The sequence below is a fragment of the Burkholderia sp. ABCPW 14 genome, from assembly GCF_001523835.1.
Taxonomy (GTDB): Bacteria; Pseudomonadota; Gammaproteobacteria; order Burkholderiales; family Burkholderiaceae; genus Burkholderia; species Burkholderia mayonis.
On the sequence record NZ_LOVS01000065.1, the window covers coordinates 1 to 3343 of the forward strand.

Below are 3343 nucleotides of genomic sequence, written 5' to 3' on the forward strand. Positions count from 1 at the left end.
CGAAACGCGATGAGATTCTGTGCCCGGAAATCAACCGAGTCTGGCAGGCCAACATGCAAGTCTACGGCGCTGACAAGGTCTGGAAGCAGATGAACCGCGAGAGCATTACGGTCGCTCGTTGTACGGTGGAACGGCTGATGAAACGGCTGGGTCTGCGCGGTGCCGTTCGCGGTAAGCGAGTCCGGACGACGATTCCCGATGCCGCCGTACCGCGTCCGCTGGACCGGGTGAATCGGCAGTTCACGGCTAACCGACCGAATCAGTTGTGGGTTTCTGATTTCACCTATGTTTCGACGTGGCAGGGCTGGCTGTACGTGGCCTTCGTGGTGGACGTGTTCGCCCGCCGCATCGTCGGCTGGCGCGTCAGTTCTTCCATGACCACGGACTTCGTTCTGGATGCACTTGAACAGGCGCTGTACGCTCGCCGGCCGGGAGGCGATGGAACCTTGATCCACCACTCCGGTTGAATCCGCCCAATACGTCAGCATTCGCTACAGCGAACGACTGGCCGAAGCGGGCATCGAACCGTCGGTCGGCAGTCGGGGCGACAGCTACGACAACGCGCTGGCTGAAACGATCAACGGCTTGTACAAGACGGAGCTGATTCATCGCCGCACCTGGAAAACTCGGGAATCTATCGAGTTGGCAACCCTGGAATGGGTGGCCTGGTTCAATCACCACCGACTGATGGAACCACTCGGCTATATCCCGCCCGCTGAAGCTGAGGCAAACTACTATCGGCAACTGAAAACCGCTGCCGCTGAAACCGCATTAACTTAAACCAACCAGCCTCCACGATTCCCGGGGCGGTTCAAGGTGCTGAACATCTACGGCTGTAGTACTAACGCATCCATGTCAGAATTCGAGCGGGCAAGCGCCGCACTCGGCTATGTTCTGGTCAATGATCGCGACACATGGCGTCAGGCCGGGATGAAGCTCAAGGCCGAGTTTGGCGAAGAGAACTCTTGCCTGCTCAGATTCCGAATCGCTCACGCAAAAACGGCACCAGACGCTCTGCTAGCCATGTGTGTATGCGCGTCGTCGGGTGCAGCGTGTCCCAGAACACGAATCGGGCCGGGTCGCGGCAGTCGGCGCGCGGTGTCTGCGCACTCAGGTATATGAGCGACGACGGTTTCGAAATGTCGAGACACGACCTCGTGGCATCATCGAAGCCGTATTGCGCCGGGTGGCTCAGCAGGTCGTCGAACAGCGCGTACGCATCGAACACCTCGAGCCGCAGCGTCACGCCGTAGCGTGCGCGCAGCACGGCCGCCGCATCGGCAAGCCGCTGGTTGTAGTCCTTCACCTGGGCGGATACGCGCGCGGCGTCTTCACGCGTCGCAAACACCGGCGCGCGCGACACGTCTGGCAGCGTGATGAGCATGATGCGCGTCGCGCCCGCCGCGGCGAGCCGGTCGAGGCTGTCGCGCACCGCGTTCGCCGCCTGCTCGGGCGTGCGGCCATAGTTCACGAGATCGTTGCCGCCCGCGAACACCGCGAACAGCGTGTTGCCCGGCCGGTAATCGGGCGCGCGCTCCATGAACTCGCGCCACGAGTCGACCTGCTGCACGAGGCCGGGCACAACGAGATACTGGTCCGTCGCGGCGCCGCCGATCGCCCAGTTGTAGAACGGCAGGTGCAACGCGTTCGCCAAGTATTCGGCCCAGACCAGTCCGTTGCTGAAGCGCCCCGCATGCCAGCTCGTGCCGTTCGGCAGCTTCCACAGGCTCGCGTTGAACATGTTCTGCGTGTCGGACAGGCTGTCGCCGAACACGATCAGCTTGTTGATGCGCGTGTCCTGCTGCGCGCTGTCGATGGTCCAGATCGTGTAGTTGAGCGACAGTGCGTTGTTAGCCGCGACCGCCTGCGTGAGGTCAGACCGGATGCCTTTCGATGCAAGCGTCTTGCGGCAGACGTCGGCGAGCGTGTCCTGCGTCGTCGTGCTGTAGAACATGTTCTTCCACTGCATGATGCCGTCCGCCCACCAGTAGCCGTTCACGCGATACCAGTCACCGCTGCCGGGATCGCGCGCCCACTCGTAAGTTGCGGCGGGCTTGAGCGGGTCCGTGTCGATCCGGTACCAGCAGCGCAGATACGTGTAGGTATCGCCGCCGCGGCGCGCCGCGCGCTGCGGCTCGAAGGGCGCGGCAAGCGGCTGCGTGCCGGGTACGGCGAGCGGGCCTGCCGGCGACAGCGTCATGTCGCCGGTCGGCATCGGCGCCGGGTCGGCTGTGGCGCGCGCTGGTGCGATAGCGAACGTCAACGCAGCGCCAAGCGCCGCGATGGCGGCACGATGGATAAACAAGGCAAGACGAAAATGATTCATGATGAGGTCGGTCGGAACGCGTGCACGCCAACGGATTAAGGCAATGATGAACAAGTGGCTACATTCATGAGGTCGTCGAGAGTTCGAAGCGAACTGATCATGAGCGAAGTTTCCCGCTCGTGTTCGGCCATCCTTGAGCGACGGCGCTGGGCGCGACCTGCTCGAGATTCTTGACGATCGCCACGGCCACAGTTCAACGCTGGTGACAAGCCACATTCCGGTTGAGAACTGGCACGCTGCACTGGGCGATCCGACGCTCGCCGACGCCATTCTCGATCGGCTCGTGCACAACACTTACCGCATCAATCTCAGTGGCGAATCGATGCGAAAGCGCAAAAAGAGTTTGACCACCAATTCACAGTCAGAGTAAAAACCGAAAACCCCGCGTCGCTGCGCTCCGACTGTCCAGCTTCGCGCGAAACAACCGTCCACCTTCACGCGAAACGCGTGTCCAGCTTCCGCGAATTACACATTTTGACCCCGGCCAGTTCGCGTTTGACCTGTGCCAGCTCGGCCTCCATTTCGTCAGTGGCTTCTGGTGCCGACCGACATCTTTCAGCTTGCCGGCCCTCGCCGCGCGCACCCAGCGTCTTGATTGGGATCGACAACCGCCGCGACGCTTCCGATACCCCAACACCTTCAGTCAACGCCAGCTTGACCGCTTCGTCACGAAGCTCCTTCGTATAGACCGCTCTTGGAATTCGATTCATGCATGCCTCCGTTTCTCGATTTTACGAAACGTTGGCTTCCTTTTTTCGACCGGCCTCAGTGCGTCGTGCAGCGCTCGCCGCGGAGCCATCTCGTCGGCTTACCGTCGCATCCGCCCGCGGGGAGACTGGTTCGCCAACAGAACTGCGGCGCAGCGGCGCGACTCACGCTGCCAGACGCTCCGGGCGCGCGGACTAAACTAAACCATTTTGTACTTGCGATCTTCCGCCCGATCGCCGATGTGCCGGTCAACGAACGCATCCAGCTTTCTCAGCTCGCGTCGCTCGAAATACAGGCCTCGGTGCGCGA

3 protein-coding genes and 2 pseudogenes are annotated in these 3343 nt (G+C 61.8%); 3 read left to right on the top strand and 2 right to left on the bottom strand.

What is annotated here, in order from left to right; all coding sequences use genetic code 11:
* Window positions 1–780, top strand: a pseudogene (locus tag WS62_RS08880) (IS3 family transposase); the annotation flags it as partial.
* 193 nt (window positions 781–973) lie between these two features.
* On the opposite strand, the gene WS62_RS08885 reads toward WS62_RS08880, so the two are convergent.
* Window positions 974–2215, bottom strand: a complete 1242-nt coding sequence (locus WS62_RS08885; protein ID WP_231748236.1) for an SGNH/GDSL hydrolase family protein — start codon at window positions 2213–2215, stop codon at window positions 974–976.
* A gap of 247 nt (window positions 2216–2462) precedes the next feature.
* Between WS62_RS08885 and WS62_RS08890 the strand changes: the two are divergent.
* Window positions 2463–2696: pseudogene (locus tag WS62_RS08890) on the top strand (ATP-binding protein); the annotation flags it as partial.
* A gap of 64 nt (window positions 2697–2760) precedes the next feature.
* Here WS62_RS08890 and WS62_RS08895 read toward each other — a convergent pair.
* On the bottom strand, window positions 2761–3036 hold the full coding sequence (locus tag WS62_RS08895) for a transposase (RefSeq protein ID WP_331460068.1): 276 nt from the start codon (window positions 3034–3036) through the stop codon (window positions 2761–2763).
* 2 nt (window positions 3037–3038) lie between these two features.
* On the opposite strand from WS62_RS08895, the gene WS62_RS37980 reads away from it, so the two are divergent.
* Window positions 3039–3343, top strand: a 305-nt coding sequence (locus WS62_RS37980; RefSeq protein ID WP_442855072.1) for a hypothetical protein, incomplete at its 3' end; no start/stop codon positions are given.

Excerpts from the sequence above, each read along its gene's own strand:
- WS62_RS08885 (WP_231748236.1), bottom strand. The coding sequence starts at position 2,215 with ATGCCGACCGGCGACATGACGCTGTCGCCGGCAGGCCCGCTCGCCGTA.
- WS62_RS08895 (WP_331460068.1), bottom strand. The coding sequence starts at position 3,036 with ATGAATCGAATTCCAAGAGCGGTCTATACGAAGGAGCTTCGTGACGAA.